The organism is Flagellimonas alvinocaridis (assembly GCF_004916895.1).
Classification (GTDB): Bacteria; Bacteroidota; Bacteroidia; order Flavobacteriales; family Flavobacteriaceae; genus Flagellimonas; species Flagellimonas alvinocaridis.
Map to the genome: position 1 here is coordinate 26,039 of NZ_SNTZ01000001.1, position 20,821 is coordinate 46,859.

At 43.6% G+C, this 20,821-nt stretch carries 21 protein-coding genes and 1 tRNA gene; 5 read left to right on the forward strand and 17 right to left on the reverse strand.

The features are described from left to right. Positions 1 to 121: 121 nt before the first annotated feature. Positions 122 to 1,909 (reverse strand): ParB/RepB/Spo0J family partition protein, encoded by a 1,788-nt coding sequence (locus EZV76_RS00135; protein WP_136564580.1) that lies wholly within the window; start codon positions 1,907 to 1,909, stop codon positions 122 to 124. A 395-nt stretch (positions 1,910 to 2,304) separates the two neighbouring features. Next, a tRNA-Leu gene (locus EZV76_RS00140) sits at positions 2,305 to 2,386 on the reverse strand. A gap of 173 nt (positions 2,387 to 2,559) precedes the next feature. On the opposite strand from EZV76_RS00140, the gene EZV76_RS00145 reads away from it, so the two are divergent. After that, positions 2,560 to 3,948 (forward strand): dipeptidase, encoded by a 1,389-nt coding sequence (locus tag EZV76_RS00145; protein WP_136564581.1) that lies wholly within the window; start codon positions 2,560 to 2,562, stop codon positions 3,946 to 3,948. On the opposite strand, the gene EZV76_RS00150 is transcribed toward EZV76_RS00145, so the two are convergent. Continuing rightward, positions 3,945 to 4,523 (reverse strand): PhnA domain-containing protein, encoded by a 579-nt coding sequence (locus EZV76_RS00150; protein WP_136564582.1) that lies wholly within the window; start codon positions 4,521 to 4,523, stop codon positions 3,945 to 3,947. The two genes, EZV76_RS00145 and EZV76_RS00150, sit on opposite strands and share 4 nt — an antisense overlap. 139 nt (positions 4,524 to 4,662) lie before the next feature. Here EZV76_RS00150 and EZV76_RS00155 point away from each other — a divergent pair, with 139 nt between their 5' ends. After that, positions 4,663 to 5,763, forward strand: a complete 1,101-nt coding sequence (locus EZV76_RS00155; RefSeq protein WP_136564583.1) for a DUF4407 domain-containing protein — start codon at positions 4,663 to 4,665, stop codon at positions 5,761 to 5,763. On the opposite strand, the gene EZV76_RS00160 is transcribed toward EZV76_RS00155, so the two are convergent. The 12 genes from EZV76_RS00160 to EZV76_RS00215 all read right to left on the reverse strand — a co-directional run bounded on the left by EZV76_RS00160 (position 5,760) and on the right by EZV76_RS00215 (position 15,550). Continuing rightward, positions 5,760 to 7,529 carry a MutS-related protein gene (locus EZV76_RS00160; protein WP_136564584.1) on the reverse strand — a complete coding sequence of 590 codons (1,770 nt, stop codon included), beginning with the start codon at positions 7,527 to 7,529 and terminating at the stop codon, positions 5,760 to 5,762. The genes EZV76_RS00155 and EZV76_RS00160 overlap by 4 nt on opposite strands. Before the next feature lie 7 nt (positions 7,530 to 7,536). Then, positions 7,537 to 7,896 carry an MmcQ/YjbR family DNA-binding protein gene (locus EZV76_RS00165; RefSeq protein ID WP_136564585.1) on the reverse strand — a complete coding sequence of 120 codons (360 nt, stop codon included), beginning with the start codon at positions 7,894 to 7,896 and terminating at the stop codon, positions 7,537 to 7,539. Continuing rightward, positions 7,893 to 8,294, reverse strand: a complete 402-nt coding sequence (locus tag EZV76_RS00170) for a Dabb family protein (RefSeq protein WP_136564586.1) — start codon at positions 8,292 to 8,294, stop codon at positions 7,893 to 7,895. The genes EZV76_RS00165 and EZV76_RS00170 overlap by 4 nt, the downstream gene beginning before the upstream one ends. Positions 8,295 to 8,298: 4 nt before the next feature. Further along, the gene (locus EZV76_RS00175; RefSeq protein ID WP_136564587.1) at positions 8,299 to 8,922 is read right to left on the reverse strand and encodes a DUF4230 domain-containing protein; all 624 of its coding nucleotides are present in this window, start codon (positions 8,920 to 8,922) and stop codon (positions 8,299 to 8,301) included. Further along, complete coding sequence (locus tag EZV76_RS00180) at positions 8,915 to 9,274, reverse strand: DUF4260 domain-containing protein (protein WP_136564588.1); 360 nt, start codon at positions 9,272 to 9,274, stop codon at positions 8,915 to 8,917. The genes EZV76_RS00175 and EZV76_RS00180 overlap by 8 nt, the downstream gene beginning before the upstream one ends. Continuing rightward, positions 9,274 to 10,023 (reverse strand): cyclase family protein, encoded by a 750-nt coding sequence (locus EZV76_RS00185; protein ID WP_136564589.1) that lies wholly within the window; start codon positions 10,021 to 10,023, stop codon positions 9,274 to 9,276. Before EZV76_RS00185 ends, EZV76_RS00180 begins: the two co-directional genes overlap by 1 nt. Further along, complete coding sequence (hemW, locus tag EZV76_RS00190) at positions 10,020 to 11,171, reverse strand: radical SAM family heme chaperone HemW (RefSeq protein WP_136564590.1); 1,152 nt, start codon at positions 11,169 to 11,171, stop codon at positions 10,020 to 10,022. Before hemW ends, EZV76_RS00185 begins: the two co-directional genes overlap by 4 nt. 34 nt (positions 11,172 to 11,205) lie before the next feature. Then, positions 11,206 to 11,562 (reverse strand): four helix bundle protein, encoded by a 357-nt coding sequence (locus EZV76_RS00195; protein ID WP_136564591.1) that lies wholly within the window; start codon positions 11,560 to 11,562, stop codon positions 11,206 to 11,208. Positions 11,563 to 11,606: 44 nt separating this feature from the next. After that, entirely contained in the window at positions 11,607 to 12,158 is a 552-nt protein-coding gene (ruvC, locus tag EZV76_RS00200) for a crossover junction endodeoxyribonuclease RuvC (protein ID WP_136564592.1), read from the reverse strand. 4 nt (positions 12,159 to 12,162) lie between these two features. After that, positions 12,163 to 12,639 carry a hypothetical protein gene (locus EZV76_RS00205; RefSeq protein ID WP_116217105.1) on the reverse strand — a complete coding sequence of 159 codons (477 nt, stop codon included), beginning with the start codon at positions 12,637 to 12,639 and terminating at the stop codon, positions 12,163 to 12,165. A 111-nt stretch (positions 12,640 to 12,750) separates the two neighbouring features. After that, positions 12,751 to 14,976, reverse strand: a complete 2,226-nt coding sequence (locus EZV76_RS00210) for a TonB-dependent receptor (protein ID WP_136564593.1) — start codon at positions 14,974 to 14,976, stop codon at positions 12,751 to 12,753. Between the two features lie 109 nt (positions 14,977 to 15,085). Beyond that, positions 15,086 to 15,550 (reverse strand): hypothetical protein, encoded by a 465-nt coding sequence (locus EZV76_RS00215; RefSeq protein WP_136564594.1) that lies wholly within the window; start codon positions 15,548 to 15,550, stop codon positions 15,086 to 15,088. Positions 15,551 to 15,658: 108 nt separating this feature from the next. Here EZV76_RS00215 and EZV76_RS00220 point away from each other — a divergent pair, with 108 nt between their 5' ends. Next, positions 15,659 to 16,171 (forward strand): DUF456 domain-containing protein, encoded by a 513-nt coding sequence (locus EZV76_RS00220; RefSeq protein ID WP_136564595.1) that lies wholly within the window; start codon positions 15,659 to 15,661, stop codon positions 16,169 to 16,171. Here the strand turns inward: EZV76_RS00220 and EZV76_RS00225 are convergent. Both EZV76_RS00225 and EZV76_RS00230 read right to left on the reverse strand, forming a co-directional pair. Beyond that, a complete protein-coding gene (locus EZV76_RS00225) occupies positions 16,168 to 16,722 on the reverse strand; it encodes a nitroreductase family protein (RefSeq protein WP_136564596.1) in 555 nt (184 codons plus the stop codon). The two genes, EZV76_RS00220 and EZV76_RS00225, sit on opposite strands and share 4 nt — an antisense overlap. Before the next feature lie 182 nt (positions 16,723 to 16,904). Next, entirely contained in the window at positions 16,905 to 17,792 is an 888-nt protein-coding gene (locus tag EZV76_RS00230; RefSeq protein WP_136564597.1) for a LysR substrate-binding domain-containing protein, read from the reverse strand. 218 nt (positions 17,793 to 18,010) lie between these two features. On the opposite strand from EZV76_RS00230, the gene hutH reads away from it, so the two are divergent. Further along, entirely contained in the window at positions 18,011 to 19,588 is a 1,578-nt protein-coding gene (gene hutH / locus EZV76_RS00235) for a histidine ammonia-lyase (RefSeq protein WP_136564598.1), read from the forward strand. 1 nt (position 19,589) lies between these two features. Further along, positions 19,590 to 20,816 (forward strand): imidazolonepropionase, encoded by a 1,227-nt coding sequence (gene hutI / locus EZV76_RS00240; protein WP_136564599.1) that lies wholly within the window; start codon positions 19,590 to 19,592, stop codon positions 20,814 to 20,816. Positions 20,817 to 20,821: the final 5 nt, after the last annotated feature.

The window sequence follows — 20,821 nt, forward strand, 5'->3', positions numbered from 1 at the left end:
AGCAACAAATAATTTAAAATGTTATGCGCAAGGTGTACCCTTCATAAAATAAACAATGTAAACTACCCCATTTAAATCATAAAAGTTGAAAATCTTTTTTGGTTTTTCATGTGAGCAAAAGCTAATCGTTTAATTCTTGAATTTTCTTTTCAAGAACAGCGATACGCTCTTTCAAACGTGTTTCACGCTTGTCCCGTTTTTCGGTATATTCCTTTTCAATTACTGCAATCTTCGATTTGAAGTATCCCTGAATGGCATTATAGAATGAAATGTTCGTCAGGTTATTAACGTGATTGCTTTCACCAAAATGCACTTGCTTTGTAAGCAGGTACCGTATTAGCTTATGAAAAACATCTTTCTTGAAATTTTTCTTGAAATGTTCAACAGTTTCCACTTCTGTCATCTTTGAAGTACCCGTCAGCAGTTTGGAAAAATACTTCTGACGACCCATATAATCCACATTGTTTTCAAAAAGTGAGATTGAAAAGGCGACCATTTCATCCACAGACAGTGCTTTCTTGGTATTGATATAATCGGTTTCACGAATCATCTGTACCACTTCTTCAAACTGCTTGTTGTTCTCAATCTGTTTTTTGCGGATTTCTCGCTCATTAATTTTGATGATTTGTTCTTGGGGTGTACAATCTGCCATTTTCCTGTTGGCCAATGGTGCAGAATATTCAGTGGAATCGTTCTCTGTCTCCTCAATAACTTTTACGAAAGCATTTTTGTGTTGGTAGGTTTCAGTATTGAAAACGATACCATTCACGAAGCCGTTGTCCTTGGCTGAATTGTACATTTCCAGGTCATCTTTATAGCTCTGTATAGCTTCGTCCAATTCTGCTTTCAGTTCATCCTCGGAATAATCATAATGCTGGTATTCAACCTTTATGGCATCCATTGTTGGTTCAGTAGGACATTCTATGATTTCGACATCATCCAGCAAATAGACTTTCAATCCATTACTTTCAAGTTGGGAAATGACCAGTTGGTTGTTTTCTTCATCTGCCCAATACTGTCGTATTCCAGGAATCAACAGAACGCTTTCTTTCTTGGATTTTTCAATGAGGTTCAAGAACGATTTGGACTTTTTCGTTTCAAAACAAGCCGATTTGGTGCAGACCATTTTACCTTCGCCAAAAAGATTCCCTTGATTTGCGGCATTGAACGGACATTCTACACAGGTACCAGATTTTAAAACCAAGGTTTTATCTGCAACATCAAAAGGTGCTTTTTCTAAATCGTAGGTCTGGTTGTTTATCATTCGGTTTATCTGATGTGCGTTGAATTCTTCGCCCATCGTTTCCAGCATCATCTGCTGCTCTTCTGGCTCAAAGAGCGCAACGCCAACACCTAATGAAATGGTCATTTCACCGCTGCGAACAAAGTGTTTGAAGCCATCAATCAATCCGGAAAGCTTTAAGCGTTGTCGAATAAAATTGTCTGTTCTTCCCAAACGCTTCGCGATTTCTGACGGGGAATACTTCTCGTTTAAATAGGCTATTGCATCAGCTTCTTCTGTAGGTTCAACATCCTGTCGTTGTAGGTTTTCGATAATTTGAACTTCGAGAACCTCATTGTTCTCATAGGTTCTCACGATACAGGGAATAGTTTTCTTTTTGGCCAGCATACATGCTCTGTAACGACGTTCGCCCATTACGATTATAAAATCCCTTCCAGATTTTCTTACCGTTATGGGCTGTAATACACCGTGCGCTTTGATGCTTTCTGAAAGTTGGCTCAGCAATTTTTCATCAAAGGTTTTTCTTGGCTGGTCTGGGTCTGGCTTGATTTTGCCAATGTCCAGGTTCTGGATTTGAATTGTTTGTACTTTCTTTCCATTCACTTCTTTGTTCGCTGTAGTCGTTTTACTTCTACGCATTCTTGTGGTACTCGCTTTTGTTGTCATAATACTCAAATTTTAGATTAAACAATATTTGAGCAGAAACCAAACTGAAGATAAAATCTTGGCTCAAAAGGAAACGGAATAAATTAGTAAAGGCAGAAGTGATGGCTTTATGCCGTAGTCTTTTGATGCAAATATTTTACGAGTTTAACTTGCGGGGATATTGCACAAATAAATACATTTCATATCGCGGATATAAAGAAGAGAACTAGTAAAAAATATTATTTCGAGCATAAGTAAAATAATATTTTCTACCAATTGAAAGCATATAACATTAATCAAAATGGGAAGAGAAAAAAAGTAAAATGTTGTACCTATGTTGTACCTGAAGAGAAATTTAGCAACAAAAACCACTCTATTTAAAATAAAAAAGCCGAAGATTTCTCCTCGGCTTTTCGTGCGGGCGAAGGGACTCGAACCCCCACACCTTGCGGCATCAGATCCTAAGTCTGACGTGTCTACCAATTCCACCACGCCCGCATTTTAACAATATTTTAAGAACCTATACTTGGTTAAATCCTAAGTCTAGCGTGTCTACCAATTCCACCACACCCGCGGAAAGGAGTGCAAATATAGCCCAATTTTCCGATTTGCAAATGGACTACATGCAAAAACTTGTTTTTTGTACTTTTAGGGCACTTTTTAAATGAAATATGGAACAAATCAATACCTACATCAATACCCACAAAGACCGATTCATCAATGAGCTCAACGACCTGCTACGACTTCCTTCCATTAGTGCCGACCCGGCCTATGCCGAGGATGTTCTGGCAACCGCAAAAGCCGTTGAGTCATCACTTATAGCTGCTGGTTGTGAAAATACCGAAATCTGCGAGACCAAAGGTTATCCTGTTGTTTATGCCGAGAAAATGATAGACCCCAACCTGCCAACTGTATTGGTTTACGGACACTACGATGTACAACCACCGGACCCTATGGACCTTTGGGACTCCCCGCCATTTGAACCGGTGATCAAACCCACCAAACTACACCCCGATGGCGCCATTTTTGCCAGAGGTGCCTGCGACGACAAAGGACAATTCTTTATGCACGTAAAGGCTGTGGAGTTCATGATCAAAAACAACCAATTGCCCTGCAATGTCAAATTTATGATCGAAGGTGAGGAAGAAGTGGGCAGCGATAGTTTGGGTGATTTCCTAAAGAAAAACCGTGAGAAATTAAAGAACGACATTATTCTTATTTCCGACACGGGAATGATTGCCAATGATGTTCCTTCCATTACCACAGGACTTCGGGGACTCAGTTATGTGGAAGTGGAAGTGACCGGGGCCAACCGCGACCTACATTCTGGCATTTACGGAGGCGCAGCGCCCAACCCCATTAATGTACTGGCCAAAATGATCGCCACCTTACACGACGAGAACAACCACATCACCATTCCAGGTTTTTATGATAAGGTTGAAATCATTTCCGATGAGGAGCGTGCCGAGATGGCCAAAGCCCCTTTTGACCTTGAAGAATATAAAAAAGCCTTGGATATTGGCGATGTACATGGTGAAAAAGGCTATACCACCACAGAACGTTTCGGCATTCGCCCTACATTGGATGTCAATGGTATTTGGGGTGGCTACACTGGAGAAGGGGCCAAAACCGTGATTGCCAGCAAAGCCTACGCCAAAATCTCCATGCGCTTGGTTCCTGATCAGGATTGGCATGAAATCACAGACCTCTTCACCAAATATTTTGAATCCATTGCCCCAAAAAGTGTCAAGGTAAAGGTAAAACCGCACCACGGCGGTCAAGCTTATGTGACTCCGATAGACAGCATAGGATACCAAGCCGCCGCCAAGGCCATGGAAACCACTTTTGGAAAAACCCCTGTACCCCAACGTACCGGTGGAAGTATTCCCATTGTGGCCCTTTTTGAAAAAGTATTGGAAAGCAAGACCATTTTGCTGGGGTTTGGGTTGGACAGTGATGCCATACACTCCCCCAACGAACATTTTGGTGTTTGGAATTTTCTAAAGGGAATTGAGACCATCCCTTACTTTTATAAGTACTTTACAGAAATGAACGCCTAGAGCTTCTTTACATATTTGGTGATGATCACTATGTGCTGACCATCCACTTTGCCTTCAATATATTCGGCATTATCGCGATCCAGGGAAATCCGTCTTACGGCGGTTCCCTGTTTGGCGACCATGCTGGAACCCTTTACTTTTAGATCCTTCACCAATACCACATTGTCCCCGTTTTCCAGAACAACCCCGTTCACATCTCGGTGGATGACATGTTCACTCTCTTCCTCACCTTCACCGGTAGCTTTGGCCCACTCCAAAACCTCATCTTCCAGATACATCATATCCAAAAGGTCTTGTGGCCATCCTTCGGACTTTAAACGGTTCAGCATACGCCATACCACCACCTTTACGGCATCATGCTCACTCCACATACTGTCGTTCAAACAGCGCCAATGGTTGGCATCTGTGGTTTCCGGGTTTTCTATTTGGTTTTTGCATGTGGCACTTATCAAAATGCTACCATCCAATCCTCCTGTGGATACGGGCGAAACTTCATAAATAACCAAGTCATCGGTAGCACCACTTAGTTCACATACGCCCCCACTTCTTTGTTGCAAATCCTCAAAAAGACCCATTTCATTTTGTTTAAGAGGCGTAAAATTAGGTTTTTAAAATGACCTCAACCAGAGGTTCACGCTCAATTTCCCGGCTATTCATGTAACAAATTACCACAAATTGCGTTCTAATACTCTATCAATCAAAGAGAACACAATCATGTTGCAACGTTTTTTTATTTTCTGCTCTGGGGCAGATACAGACCTTCTATCCACTTGTTCCAATGGGGAACGAAACAAATATGCCGGAATTGGCGCCACCGTATTCTTTACCGCCGTCATGGCATTCATCGCCAGTGGGTATGCTCTTTACACCGTTTTTGACAATATCTACACTTCCCTATTCTTCGGATTGATCTGGGGACTGTTGATTTTCAACCTGGACCGATACATTGTATCGACCATAAAAAAGCGGGACAATATCAAAAGTGAACTGCTCCAAGCCACCCCACGAATCCTTTTGGCGATTATCATTGCCGTGGTGATTTCGAAGCCTTTGGAGATGAAGATTTTTGAGAAAGAAATCAATCAAGTGTTGTTGGAAGAAAAAAACGCCATGACCTTGAACAACAAGGAACAATTGGCCCTTCAATACACTCCAAAAATAGAGGCACTCCAACAAGAGATAGCAGCCCTTAAATCCGAAATTGTCCAGAAAGAAACTGAAACCAATGCACTGTACGACACCTACATTTCCGAAGCGGAAGGTACGGCAGGAACCGGTCTATTGGGCAAAGGCCCCGTATACCAAGAGAAACGCGAAAAGCACGATGCCTATTTGGCGGAACTCAACACATTGAAGGAAACCAATGCCTCCAAAATTGAAGATATAGAAGCCCAAATTGCGGCTTTGGAAACCGATTACAATACAGCGGTCTCCAATTCACAACCCATTATTGATGGTTTTGATGGTTTGATGGCCCGCATCAATGCCTTGGGCAAATTACCTTGGTTTCCCTCGTTCTTTATTTTCCTGTTGTTCCTCGCGATTGAAACGGCCCCTATCATTGCCAAATTATTGGCCCCAAGAGGCGAGTACGATTACAAATTTGAGGAGCAGGAAAGTGTAGTGGCCACATGGGTGACCCAAAAAGTGGAACACCGAAAGCTACTGTTGGCAACGGATGGTGAAATCAATGAAAGCATCTATGCCGATATCAAGAATGAGGAAGAACTATACCGCTACAAAAAGGAAAAAGCAGAGGAACTGCTCCGGTTACAGGCCGATTCTTTTCACAAAGTACAGGTAAAAGGACTTTAATCCACTATTCTCATATTTTTGAGCAGGAAAGACGCATTCATATTTTGGCAAATACCCTCTTTAAACTTGTAGTCGAAGTAGAGTTCGCCATCTACAATCTGAGCATCAAAATATTTGTTTTCCACTTGTGAAAGTTGGTCGGACAATGTGCAAAGGCTTAAATCGTGGGTGGCGACCAAACCTGTGGCTCCAATCCGAACCAAACGCTCCACAAACTTTTTGGAGCCTTCGGCCTTGTCCACACTATTGGTCCCTTTCAAAATTTCATCGAGCACCACAAAGCAATTCCCCTTCTCCAATTCTTCCACAATAAACTTTAAGCGCTTAAGCTCAGCATAAAAATAGGAGGTTTCATCCGCCAACGAATCCGAAGAACGCATGCTCGTCAACAAACGGACGGGCGCATATTTTACCTCTTTTCCTTTTACGGGCAACCCCATGTTTGCCATAACAATTTGCAAGGCAACAGCTCTTAAAAAAGTACTCTTCCCCGCCATATTGGCTCCGGTAACGATACAAAAACGCCCTTTTCCTATTTCGAAATCGTTAAGTACGTTCTTTTTTGGGTCTACCAGCGGATGTCCCACAGCTTTGGCGGTTAAAACAGTATCGCCTTCCACCAGATCAGGATAGGTGTGGTCGGGATGGTTAAAGGCGTAATTTCCAAGGCTGATATACGCATCAAATTGTGCAATGGCAGAAAACCAATCCTCGATATCCTTGCCGTATTTTTCTATCCAAGCTTCAACCTTATAGGTGTAGTAGAGACTCCATAAACCAAGGCCTTGCGCAAACATTGCAATGAGCAAATTTTGCTGCTGTTCCAACATCATCATATCTTGGTAGAAGCGTTTTACGATTTTGGAGGTCTTCTCCCCTTCTACCTCCAACTTTTTTTGAAGTTCCTGCAAAAGTTCCGAAGTAAATTGTTGCCCTTCCAGTTCGGAAATCAGCCTTTGATGTTGCTGAATGGTTTCCTGTGCCTCCGAAACCTTTGTTGCAAAGCTTAGAATCTTCTTGGCGTATCGCATCACAATTCCCAATCCCAAAAAATACCATACCAGCACCAAACTTTCGGGCACTTTTCCCAAGAAGGCCAAGATGATCCATAAAATGGAGAGCAGTACAAAGATCGGGGCCACTATCCCAACCCATTTTGACGTGAATGTTTTGTGGTCTTTCATCCATTTGGAAACCACATTAGGGTCAATTTTAGGCTTTGTTTCCCCGGCCAAGGCCAAAAAATGTTGCCTCCATTCAGGAAGCTTTGCCAATTCCTTGATGGCTTCCTGTTTTTTGAGAATATCCTTGGGTTTATCATCCAATAACAGTTGGGCCAGCACGCCGCTCCCCTGTTTCAAAACGGTTCGGTTGCCATACTGATAGAAAGACCCCCTACCGAACAAATCCAAATCTTGTGCGTAGGGATGCTCGGGTTGTAAAAACTCCTTTCCATCTGGCAAATGGTGAAATTTACGGTCCAACACCTTCAATTCCGTCTCATTGAGGGCCACCAACCGTTCCAAATAGGCTTTTTCCCTTTTCAGGTTGACAAACCGGGCCACGAGATATAAAAACAATGTGGTGCCAAACACAAAAATTCCAACTACAGCGGATTGCCCCCAAAAGAAATAGATGCCTACCACTAGGGCCAAAAAAACAGAAAGTCGGATAGTAGCCAAAAGGCCCAATCGCTTTTTTACTTGTTGAAGATGGGTAGTATGTTTATCCCGTTGTTGGGTATAGAACTGTTTTACTTTGCTCATTCAAAAATCAATCTAAATCCTCCAATTCCTGTCTTATTTTTTTGGTAAGACTGGCCACCACCAAATCATAGGAATGGTCCAACAATTCTTTAATCAACTGTGGCGGAAGATTGTCCAAAAACAAGGTATTCCAATGCTTTTTACTCATGTGGTAGCCCGGAATAATGGCCCCATCGTGTTCTTCCCGAAGTTCAATGGCCCTTTCCGGGTCGCATTTTAGGTTGCACTGCGCCGGAAGACGTTCCAAGGCCACCAAGGCAAACATTTTGCCCATCACCTTGAATACCAATGTGCTCTCATCAAAAGGAAATTCTTCGGTAATCCCTTTTTTATTCAGGCACAGGTTGCGAAACTCCTCAATGTTCATGGTCTCACGCCTTCGGAATCATACACAATCACCTTTTCCCACAAGTCTTTGCACTCCTCAATAAAAATCAGATGAGCCTCCTCTTCCTGATAGGCTTCTTGGGCCTCTGCAGATTCAAAAGTCACGATAAGGGAATAGGTAAAGGAATCGTCCACCACATCCCTGACCGCTTTGGGCGGAGTGCCCATAAAATTGGTCTTCGCGTATTTGGAGTTGTCCAAAAACTTCTGCAACGAAGCTTCAAACTTGGTCCTCTCCGCATGACTGTCCGGATTCTTGAACCAGAAGTAAACGGTGTGTGCAAAAGCGTGGTCAAAATTTTCCTCGCCGTTTTTGATCTGTACGCAACTCGTTGCAAATACCCCAACCAAAAGCAGGGTCAAAATTTTTGTTTTCATACTGTTATTCTTCTAAAAAGTGTTTTTCCCTATTGGAGATTTCCAAAGCGGAGTAGTCCAATCTCCATCCGATGGTCTCCACAATTTTTTCCACCAAAAGAACGGCCTGCAACGCTTCTTTGCGAGCGGTATCCATCAATCCACTTTCCGGAATTTTCTGTTTGATGTGTTCCTTGGCCTCTTGATTGAGTTTGGTAAGATCATCTGGCGAAAAGCTGTTGAACAATCCATTTTTAATGTCATAAAACTGCAGGTCCGGCTCAATGGAAAGCACTTCGGGCTCTGGAAAATTATTTAAAATGATGCGCTTCTTCTCCGTATCGGCCTTCAGGTCCAATTTGGTCAAATCGTACCCAATATGTGCCTTTGCCTTGACCACGATCAGTGCCTTTTTTTTGCTTCGCAACAGGCTCATGAATCGGTCTTTGGTGTTTTCGTAATGGTAGATTTCGGCGAAATCCCCTTCCACAGAAACCAGTTTGCAGACGCTCCTAATCTTGTCCAGCAACACGGTGGACTGCTGTTTGGTGAGTTCTTTACTTCTCTTCTTCCGGAATAGCGAGAACAGCCAATACATGAGTATGGCTCCCAGTATCAATCCAAGAAATACGTCGATGATATCACCCATTCTTTTTCCCTATTTCACCCAAATGGGTAAACTTAAACCCCTTTTCATATTTTAATCCGTAGCCCAAGGCCCTGTCCAAGGCAGAGTGGGAAAACAAGATGATCCCGATGAGCTGGCATAAAGGTATTGAAAAGTAACTTCCCAGCAGATATACCAAAACGGCCACTCCCTTATGGTGAAAGAAATTGTACGCAAACGCCCCTACCTTGTTCCCAAAAAGGTAGCCCAGCGCACCAATGTCCGGGGCCAAGATCAAGACCAGGAACCACCACCAAGCGTAATCCAAGAGACTGAAAAGATAGATGCCCAAAATGAACATCATCACCTCTTCCAATTTTAAGGTTGTTCTCACTAGTCTTCAATTTTATATAAAATGGGCCTGCTGGGGCTGGCATCATTCTCGAAAGGGGCCACCTGAAGGTCCAAAAAATAGGTGCCGTCCAATACGGTGTTGGGCACATAGATGAACTCGGTAATGGTTGCCGATTTTCTCTGCTTCCCATTCACATTCCAAAAGGCTTTGTGCGCCAATAATTCTCCATTGTCCCGTTCCTTGTCCACCGAGGGAAGGTCCACCAACAGATGGTACACTCCCTTTTTCACCAAATACTGCACCGCTTCTTCCAAAAGGTATGGCGGGTTGGTATCTGAATATTGTTTGGAACGCTTATCCCCAAGATTGGGCAGGGTACGAATGACCAGCGCTTCCCTTTTCTTGTTGCCCAAGGCGTATTGGAGCTGCTTTTCGGAAATGACAAAATCGTCTCCCTGCTGTTCCGGGGCCACCGTGATGACTTCGGCCAGAAAGAAAAACCTTTTAAGCTTTTGATTGATGGAATGGAACGCTTCGGTGATATGGCCCAAACACTCGGTATGGGTAATATGGGAATGCGGGTTGAACCAGATATCGTTAAAGTTTACCGGTGCCCCTTGGGCCACACTCCCCACAAAATCCCCTTCTTGATGGGCCTCGATCTTGGGCGGACCCAAATACCATGCGTTCACATTGGTTTTCTTCCCGGTCAGGGGAATGGAAATATCCAAGGGGTTGGCCAAATCTATCTTGTAATTCTTGGAATTGTATTTTATGGTTGCAATCATTTTTCCAAGTTAACCATAAAAAGATCGGACGCAATCCCATCCACCAAAAACTTTCCTTTTTTAGTAGCCAGCAGTTTTCCATCTGCTATTTGTAACAAGCCTTGCTCAATGTATTTCTGGGCTTGTTGATTAAGGTAGTCCAAGTAGTCAGGCCCGAATTCTTTTTCAATATTCTCCAAAGAAACACCCCAAATGGTGCGCAGGCCTGTCATCACAGCCTCGTTGTACCTGTCGGTTTGGGAAAGGGTCTCGATTTCTAGGGGCAATATCCCTTCGGTAATTTTTTTAATATAGATAGGGTTGTTTTGGATGTTCCAACTTCGGTTTTTGCCATCAAACGAGTGGGCAGACGGACCTACCCCCACATAGGTTTTCCCCAACCAGTACGCTGTATTGTTTTTGGAGAAGAAACCGGGTTTTCCAAAATTGGAAATTTCGTAGTTCACAAAACCGTGGGCTTCCAAGGTATCCACCAAAATATAAAACTGTTCTTGGGCCTGTTCATCGTCTACATTGGGCACCACGCCTTTTTCTATAAACTTTTGGAGGGCGGTCCGTGGCTCCACCGTCAATGCATAGCTGGAAATATGAGGCAATCCAAAATCGAGGGCTTTTTGGATGTTGGCCTTCCATCGGTCATTATCCATTCCCGGAATGCCGTAAATCAGGTCGATGGTGATGTTGTCAAAATATTCAGTGGCCTCTTGAATGCATTTTTCGGCTTCGGAGGCATTGTGGGCCCGGTTCATCAGTTTCAGGTCTTCATCAAAAAAAGATTGTATGCCGATGCTGAGGCGATTGACCCCCGACTTTTTATATGTTGAAAAGAAATCTCTCGACTGCGCTCGAGATGACACCAAATCATCCGGATTGGCTTCCAAGGTGATTTCGGGCTGGTCCATTACTTTGTAATGGTCGTATACGGTTTGGATCAGAAATTCAATCTCTTCATTGGAAAGCACCGAGGGGGTACCTCCTCCAAAATAGATGGTCTCCACGACATCATCGACCTCCGATTTCCGCAACACCAATTCCTTGGCAATGGCCTGTACCATGGCTTCCTTTTTTCCCAATTGGGTAGAAAAATGGAAATCACAGTAATGGCATGCTTGTTTACAAAAAGGTATGTGAAGATATATCCCGGACATCAATTGTCAATTAACAATAAACAATTTACAATGATCATTTCGCCCTTTTTGTGGTTTTTAGGATGGAGAACATGATTTTCGATAGTTCATCAGCTTGCGCAATCAATATATTGGCATTTGTTTTAGTAACGTAATCGGCATCTTTTAAGAGGGACAACCAATATTTCACTTCCAAACTTTCTTTATAGGCTATTGAAATCTTCGCCGAAAAATCAGCGGTGGAAATGGCCCCATTGGCTTCACTGATATTTGCTCCAATGGATGTTCCAGAACGCAGCATTTGCTTGGACAGCACAAACTCTTTTTTTGATGCTACTATGCGCTTGTACAAACTGACCGTCTGCAAGGCAAAATCATAAGATTTTTCCAATAAAGGATTTTCGTTTTTCATAAAGTAAGTCCATTTGGGTATTATTAATTGGTCATTGTAGACTGTTACTTAATTTTATCTGGATTTTGTTTGATGAAAGCCTCCCAGCCTGTATAACTTTTCCCAACGTCCACCCTACCTTCGTTGTAAAAATGACAGACAGCCGCGGCCAAACCATCGGTACTGTCCAAGTTTTTGGGAAGTGATTTTAATTTTAAGACACTTTGAAGCATTCGCGCTACTTGCTCCTTACTGGCGTTTCCGTTTCCGGTAATGGCCATTTTTATCTTCTTGGGCATGTACTCGGTGATAGGGACCTGTCGGGAAAGCCCAGCGGCCATGGCCACACCCTGTGCACGGCCCAATTTGAGCATGGACTGTACGTTCTTTCCATAAAATGGGGCTTCAATGGCTATTTCATCGGGGTGGTAGGTGTCGATGAGTTCCAAGGTGCGTTCAAAAATCAGTTTGAGTTTGGTGTAGGGATCGTCATATTTTTTGAGCATCAACTCGTTCATCTGCACAAAGTGCATCTGTTTGTTGACGACCTTGATGATCCCGAACCCCATGATGGTGGTTCCCGGGTCTATCCCTAAAATGATTTTTTCTGTTGCCAAATCGTTATTGGGTATTTAGTACCAAAGGTAGCCTAAATCGAAGACCAACTGGATTTCCCTGTTTTAGGGCCGGTGCCACGGTGGTCAAATCGTTCAAGCGTTCGGAGACCCGTAAGTTAAAATCCGATATTTCATTGAGCACGGTGTTCTTTTCCTCCACGTTCAACACGGAGATAAAACCGTGTTCATCAATGAGAAAATCAATGTAGACCGTATCGTTCATATCGTTATCCACCTGAAATTCCAAACCGGAGAGCGCTTCGGAAAAATAGTCCAACATCACACTTTGAAAGCAATCCCGCTGGACAGGTTTTGTGGCCATTTCATCACAATCTTCGAAAAGAGGGTATTGGTCCACATCGTTCCAGTCTATGGCCAGTAGTTTTTCATTGACCACTTTCTGGGTCTGTTCTTCCTTGGACATAAAGAGTTCACAGGAAACCAGCAAACCAAAAAAGGATAACAACATGTACTTCTGCATAACAGCCCCGAGAATTTGGCTGAAATTACGACTTTTTAACGAAGGACGGTAAAATGCGAAAGCCCTGAAATTCATTTCAGGGCTTCTCCCTATTATTCTTTTAAACAGATTTTAAAAAGCCAGACTCACCTTCCCTCGAAGATAAAAAGGCATTCCCGGGGTAAAATGTATTTCTTCCACGGGGCTAGGTTCACTGAACAGTCTACTCTCAGTAGCAAATTGGGTTTCGTTCCATTCTGAGTCAAACAGGTTTTCCACAATTATACTGAACGTCCAATTATTGAGACCGTAGTTCAGGGTGGCATCGGTCACAAAATAGCCTTCGGCCACAATGGAATTGTCCTCGTTTGCGGGTCTGTCGTCCACAAATCTGTAGTTGAGCCCCCCTGAAAACCCTTGGTCCATTCCTGCTGTAAATCCACCTGCCACGGTAAAATCCGGGGCCAAGGGAATATAATCTTCCCCATCGGCCTCTTCCGTACTTCTGGCATGGGTATAGTTGGCATCGGTATAGAGATAGAGTCCCTCAAAAGGTTGGTATCTGGCCCCCACTTCCAATCCCAATCGACGGGTCTTGCCACTGGGTTCCACCACACCGGCATCGCCCACGTATACAAACTCTTGATCTAAGAACAAACTCCAAACTGTAGCGTTCAATACTAGCCTGTCCACAGGCTTTAGGATGGTTCCCAAATCCACGCCATAGGCCGTGGGAAGAATATCTTCGCCTTCATTGGCCACTACGACCCTGGCATCGTTGGAATGGAACCCCATTCCTGTTTTGAGGAAGAACTGGGTGTTTGCCGTTGGGCTAAAAATAGTATTGAACTTGGGACTGAAGGCCACTTTTTCCTCACTTCGGTTATCATACAGCTCACTGAGCTTGTTCACATAATCGAACTTGAAATAATCCAACCGTAAGGCAGGTTCGAATGTAAATTTCCCGGATTTGAATGCTGCCCCGGCAAACGCATAGGTATTTACTTCATCCACATCACCATAGGCCAAACGCTCCAAAAGCTCTTGCCGGTTCAAGGTGTGCGAAAGTTCATTGTCATCCACATTGTAGTACCGAAATCCTACTCCTGCCTGATACTTGAAATTGGTGGACCCTAATTGCGCCGTATTATTTTTAAATATGGTCCTGGCCCCCAACATCATGCGGTCTTCATATTGTTTGATTTGATCTCCATTCACTGGGTCGTCCAAGAAAAAGGTAAAGTTGGAGTACAGTTCAAAATCGTAGTGCGACAAAAAAGCCATGGTGTTGAACGATTTCCCATCGTTTAGATTTTTATTGTGATTCACCACAAAATTGGTCCGGCTGGTCTGTCCGCCTTCGGTATCGTCAATGGAGCCAAAACGACTTATCAATCCTTGATCAACGGCTCGCTGCGGAATCTGTCCCGAGGCATCCCACTTGCTTTGAAAATGTGAAGCGGTCAACAACAACTCCTGATCGCCGGGTAGGGCGTAGCGGTATCTTCCCAAAATATTAAGGCGATTAAAATTCTGTGGCGATTCCACCGGGCCATTGGTCAGATACAGCTCGGAGGCCAAATAGGCACTGCTATTCCCTTGCTCCAAAATATTGAACATCCCCAGAAACCGTCGCGTATCAAACTGTCCCACTTCGGTGGACACCATACTCTTTGATAAACTTTTTCTCAACCGTAAATCCACATAACCGGCCGTGTTGAAATCACCTTGCTCCATATAATATGGCCCCTTGCCAAAGTTGACATTTTCAATGGTTTCGGGAATTACAAAGTGAAGGTCGGCATACCCCTGACCATGGGCATGCGAGACCATGTTCACGGGCATCCCGTCCACATTGATGGCCACATCGGTCCCGTGATCCACGTCAAAACCGCGCAAGAAAATTTGCTCGGCCTTACCACCACCGGCATGTTGCCCTATGATCAGTCCAGGGACTTTTCGCAGGATTTCTTGGGATGATTTCACGGGGTCGGTCTTTACATCCACATCCACCAAACGGCTCAAGGCATTTACCTCCGAAACCAAAACCACTTGGTCCAAGGAGATGGAACTTTCATTGAGCACGATCCGAACGGGTTGCTGTAAATCTTGAGCATTCACTACCCTAGTTTGGGTGGCATAACCCAAACGCGAAAAATAAATGGTGTCGTTCACCGAGGTGCGGTCCAGAACAAAATGTCCGGTACTATCAGTGTGGCTGTGTTGGCCATTGGTCTTATTGAATATGCCCGCATCTTCCAACGGGGAGCCATCGTCAGTTACCAATTGACCCTTATAATCTTGCGCGGCAATTGCCCCCATGACAAATAGGGAACATACCGCCATAAAATATTTCATGTCGTTGTCTTTTTAATTTGATTTATATAAATAGATCTGAACTATGGAAACACTAGACCCGTTCCAAAGAAGATTGGAACCTGTTCTCAAAAATTTGGCCTAGCCTTTTTCAGCAATATTTAGGAGGAGGCGTAATCACACTTTGGCGCCAAAAAGAAGTTATGCCCTGATACGCCCAATCTCTATCATTGACTTGCAGCGTATTTATTTCCGATGTAATACGGGCTTCTTCAACAAAATGTTTATCCAATTTAAAAAGGACTTCATCTTTCGACTTTTGTTCATCAGGCTGATTGGCCTCCAATAAATCCTTTAAGGCCTCCAAAGCTTCGTGAGAGTGGCCCGCCATGGCCTCCAAGGACGAATAGTCAATGGTTTGATGATTTGCAAAAAAGCTATGGTGTTCCTCATTCCCATGTTGATGGGTGCCGGCATCCAGAGCATGGGATGCTTCGTGCAATACTTCAATTACGAGTCCATTAAAAAGTCCCACCAAATAAAAAAGGCATAGTGTAAGGCAGCTTGCTCGTGTGAGTCTGGATTTGGAATATGTCGGTATCGGTTTCAAAAGCATTGCTTTCTGGGTTTCAAATCTACTTACGAAATCTTTACCAAGTCGGTTTTATTCCATTTTCTTTGTAACAATTGTGCCCTACATTTGTCTAACCATAAACACCATACCATGGATATTGTCTTATTGATTTTGGGGTTTGTTCTGATGCTGGTTGGGATATTGGGCAGCTTTTTGCCTGTGCTCCCCGGTCCTCCTGTTAGTTGGGTTGGACTATTGTTATTATATCTAACCAAGGCTGTCCCCGATAATTGGTGGATACTTGGAGTTACTTTTGTCATAGCCATCACCATTACCGTATTGGACTACGTGATTCCTGCCATGGGAACCAAAAAATTTGGCGGTAGTAAGGCAGGTATGTGGGGTACCATTGTTGGATTGTTGGTAGCCATCGTTTTTCCCGTTTTTGGCCCATTCGGAATCATTATCTGGCCCTTTATCGGTGCTTTGGTGGGTGAATTGTTGAACAAGGCCAACCAAAAAACCGCCCTTAAGGCGGCATTTGGTTCGTTTTTGGGATTTTTAACGGGCACCTTTATGAAACTGGTCTTGACTGTTTTCTACGCCATATTCTATGTCTACATTGCCGTAAAATATGCGGGTGATATTTTCACTTTCAGTTAATCCAACCACTCCACTTTTTCTGTAATTGGAGTTCTACCGGAAGGTTCCACATCTCCTTCATAATGGCCCATATAGAAAAAGCCCAAACATTGTTCTCCGTCATTCAAATTGAAGAATTCATCCATGTATTTAATAAGTCCGGGAGAAGACCAATAACAGCCAATGCCCAATTCGGTGCAACACAACCACATGTTTTGGACGGCCATGGCTACGGAGGCAATCTCTTCCCACTCGGGCAAACTCTCCTTGGGATCTCGTTGCATACAAATGGCAATCACCGCTCCCGAATTGGATGGATTGAATTGCAACTTTTTAATTTTTATTTGCTTTGGATTTGGGTCCGTTTCTTCATATTTATTGGAAAGAAAAATACCCAACTCTTGCTTCTTATCCCCTGTCAATACCTTAAAGCGCCACGGTTCTGTTTTCTTATGCGTAGGCGCCCAATTGGCAGCTTCCAAGATTTTTTCCAGGGTTTCTTTGGGAATGGGCTTATCAATATATTGTGGAGGGAAAATACTCCTTCTCTGTTTGATCAAATCAAAAATCATGTTTATAAAAATTAAATCCTTCTTCTTTTCAAAACTTTAAGTCAGTTCGAGTTTTTCCTTTAGGAAAAGTATCGAGAACTGGGTTTCAATACCAATTACAATTCTCGATACAATTTTCTTCGTTTCACTCCAAAAATCACTCGAATTGACGAATTTCAAATTTACGTTCCAAATTGTTCCCATCATAATTTCATAAGTAAATCCATGCATTTTTGAAGTGCAGGATTTCTATTATCGGTCTTCCAGACCATGCTCAATATGGCTCGTTGCTTTATGTTCTTCATTTCTATGAACTTCACCTTCATTTGAAAACCATGCTGAAGCGTTGTGGGCACAATGGCAATCCCCAATTTATTCTCCACCAGTTTAAAAATGGTCTGCGCATGCACCGATTTATGGGAAACATGGGGCACAAACCCACTATCCTCGCAAATACTCAGTACCGTATCGTAGTACATAGGACTATAATCTTGGGAAAAAAGAATAAAATCCTCATCGGCTACTTGATCAATATTCTTGAAACTCGATTCATCCAAAGAATGGTCCTCAGGCAACACCAAAGAAAAGGTATCCTCAAAAACCGGTTTTACATCCAGCCCCTTGGGCACGCGTGACAATCGTACAAAACCTAAATCCAATCGATCGGCCAATATCGCATTGATTTGCGCCCGGTTGGAAAGTTCTTCCAAGGTGGTATGTACGGTAGGATACTTTTCTTTCAGCCCCAATAATAAGTTCGGCACCACATTTTGCATGGCGGAACCCAAAAAACCGATGCGAACCTCTCCCAATTGTCCATCCCCAATGAGTTTTACCTGTTTTTTGGTTTGTTCCAGATGATTGAGGATAAATTCAACCTCTTTTTTTAAAAACTCCCCTGCCTGGGTCAAACTCACCTTTTTCTTGTCCCTCACAAAAAGTTGGGTGTCCAATATCCCCTCCATTTGTTTGATTTGCGTGCTCAAACCTGGCTGGGAGATAAACAACCGTTCCGCCGCTTTTCTGTAGTGGAGTTCTTCGGCCACAGCCAAAAAATAAATGAAATGTCGAAGTTCTATTTGATAATTCATACTTATTGATTATTACAAAAATAAGTATTGGTAATTATTAAACCTAATTTATACTTTTGAATAACAATGATGTATCATGTAAACAAAAAGTTGTCAGGTCGAGCGCAGTCGAGACCTCACTTTTAAGACATTGGGTCCTATAACTTCTCGACTGCGCTCGAAGTGACACTTCACCATTAACAATTGCAGACAATCTGTTAGTAAACCAATTTAAAAACATGGCGATAGACCGAACATTTCAATTTGGTGAGGACCATTTAACCGCAAGCATAGCTTTGGGTTTGGCTCATGGCACTATTACAGGTATTTTCTCCGAAGTATGCCTAAAAAATGTGAACGCAAGCTACGAGCGGGTACAGCGTATTGTGGAAAAGGGTGATACAGTGTACGGCATCAACACGGGGTTTGGTCCTTTGTGCAACACCAAGATATCCAAAGCCGACACCAAAATCCTACAGTCCAATATACTCCAGAGTCATAGTGTTGGTGTCGGCGAACCCATCTCCAAAGAATTGGCTAAAATTATGCTGATCCTTAAAATCCATGCCTTGGCCAAAGGGTTTTCAGGCATTGCCGAAACCACCTTGCAACGGATGCTTTGGCATTTGGAAAACGATGCCATTCCCGTGGTTCCCTCCCAAGGTTCGGTTGGGGCTTCCGGAGATTTGGCCCCACTTTCCCATTTATTTTTGCCATTGATAGGCTTGGGCAAGGTGGAATACCAAGGAAGGACCATCTCCACCCAAGAACTTTTTAAACAAACGGGATTAAAACCCCTCGATTTGGGTCCAAAAGAAGGACTTGCCTTAATCAACGGAACCCAATTTATTGCCGCGCATGGGGTAATGGTGGTATATAAATTGCAACATTGTTTACGACATGCCGATATTATCGGCGCCATGATGCTTGAGGGGCTACAAGGTTCCATGAAACCATTTTTCAAAGAATTGCATGAGTTACGTCCTTTTAAAGGCAACCAACATGTGGCGGGTAGAATCCGAACCTTACTTCAAGGCTCCGAGATTTTGGAAGACCATATTGACTGTGAACGAGTGCAAGATCCTTACTCACTTCGTTGCATGCCACAGGTGCATGGAGCATCACGAAATGCTTGGTTACACCTGAAAGAATTATTGGAAGTCGAACTCAATTCGGTTACCGACAATCCTGTCATCATTAATGATGAACTCACCATCAGCGGTGGGAATTTCCATGGGCAGCCTTTGGCCATGGCTTTGGATTATGCCGCTCTGGCCGCCTCGGAAATTGGAAATATCTCAGACCGACGCATCTATTTGGCCCTTGAGGGCAACAGTCCCGGAGTTCCCAAATTGTTGATGAACGATACGGGTATAAACTCCGGCTATATGATCTTGCAGTACACTACTGCTGCCTTGGCCAGTGAGAACAAAAGTTTGTGTTTCCCCGCCAGTTCCGATAGCATTCCCACCTCTTTGGGACAGGAAGACCATGTGAGTATGGGGTCTATCAGTGGTAGAAAAGCGCTCAATATTATTAACAACGTCGAAAAAATCCTTGCCATAGAATTATTGACCTCTGCCCAAGCATTCGAGTACAGAAAACCCTTAAAATCGGGGATTGTGTTGGATGAAATCCACACATTCCTTAGAACCAAGGTCGCTTTTGCCGAAAACGACCGCGTTTTTGCAGATGACATCGAAAAAGGAATCGAAATTATCCAAAACCACGAAATCATTGATTTGGTAGAGTCGGTGATGAAAGAAAAAGAACTGACTTGGGACGCACCACATCTCGACGAATTTGAAACATACTAAAATGAACAGACCACTATTAATAGGACCCTTTGCCCAATTGCTACCCATGACAGGACTCCCTTTAAAGGGAGCACTCAAAGACGAGCAACTGCCCATCATCGAAAATGGGGGTATTTTGGTTGCTGATGGGAAAATCCTCGAGGTTGGGGCTTTTGATGACTTAAAATCTGGTGATGTCGATGTGCACCACATCGAAGGTGACCATGTTTGCTTACCAGGGTTTGTGGATTCCCACACCCATATTTGCTTTGGTGGAACCCGTGCACGAGACTATGCCTACCGAAATGCCGGAAAAACCTATTTGGAAATTGCCAAAGCAGGCGGTGGTATTTGGGACACGGTGACCCAAACCCGAAAAGCATCACAGGCAGAGTTAGTGAAAGACATCATTTCCAGAAGTAAAAAGCACCTCAAAAACGGAATCACAACCATCGAGGTTAAAAGCGGTTACGGTCTTTCTGTTGATGAAGAACTAAAAATGCTACGTGCCATCAAACAGGCCAATGAAACCTCCAACGCTACTTTGGTCCCAACTTGTTTGGCGGCGCACATGAAGCCGAAAGATTGGAATCAAGACAAAGATTATCTGGACGTAATCATCAACGAATTGTTCCCCATCATCAAAGCAGAAAACTTGGCCCATCGGGTAGACGCCTTTGTAGAAGAAAGTGCTTTTTCTCCGGAGGAAATCAAACCCTATTTTCAAAAAGCGAAGGAAATGGGATTCGATATCACAGTACATGCGGACCAATTCACCGTAGGAGGTAGTCAAGTAGCCGTAGATTTTGATGCCGTGAGTGCCGATCATTTGGAAGCCAGCACCGAAAAAGAAATCCAATTATTGGCCAAGAGCAATACCATTGCGACAGCTTTGCCCGGGGCATCCATCGGTTTGGGATGTGCCTATACGCCTGCTCGCAGAATTTTGGATGCAGGTGGTGCTTTGTCCATTGCTAGCGATCACAATCCAGGCTCTGCCCCAATGGGCGACCTGTTGACCCAAGCCAGTATTTTGGGGACGTTTGAAAAACTATCGAACACCGAAGTGCTTTCCGGAATCACCTTTAGGGCGGCCGCGGCATTACGAATGGCGGACCGAGGAAAACTCGAACCGGGTGCACAGGCAGATTTTGTGGTTTTCCCGACGGACAACTATCAAGAAATCACCTATCACCAAGGGCAATTGAGACCTAGCGAAGTCTGGAAAAAAGGAACACCCATCCACTAAAATTT